Below are 389 nucleotides of genomic sequence, written 5' to 3'. Positions count from 1 at the left end.
TGGCGGGGCGTTCGGCGTGCTCAAGGGGGTGGTCCGAGGTGTCGAGAGTCCCCTGGACAAAACGACACCGGGCACATCCCGGTGACACATCGCTCTCTGCCAAGCCCCCGCAAGAGGAGTGTGCACAAGCAACGTCGACACCTGAAAGGTTGTGATCCATGCACCTCTCTGGTACTGCCAAGCGCGCGATCGCGGTAGTGATCGTTCTGCAGGCCGGCCTCCTCACCACCGTCTTGGGCGCCGGGGGAGCCGATGCCACAGCCGGCTGCGAAGGGGTCACCGGCCATCTCGTCGACAACAGCACGACCGTCACCGCCGTGTTCCACGTGCCATCGACCTGCGCCGAGGTCTCGGTGCTCAGCTGGCTTGCGCCAGACGCCAACGGCGGA

General features: G+C 65.8%; 1 protein-coding gene. It reads left to right on the top strand.

Annotated features, from left to right (window positions below):
* Positions 1-158: 158 nt before the first annotated feature.
* A partial coding sequence (locus E6G06_03665; protein ID TML93073.1) for a hypothetical protein occupies positions 159-389 on the top strand: 231 nt, incomplete at its 3' end.

This window comes from Actinomycetota bacterium (genome assembly GCA_005888325.1).
GTDB lineage: Bacteria > Actinomycetota > Acidimicrobiia > Acidimicrobiales > AC-14 > AC-14.
The sequence above is the reverse complement of the archived record's forward strand: the minus strand, read 5'-3'. Positions and strand labels throughout refer to the sequence as shown.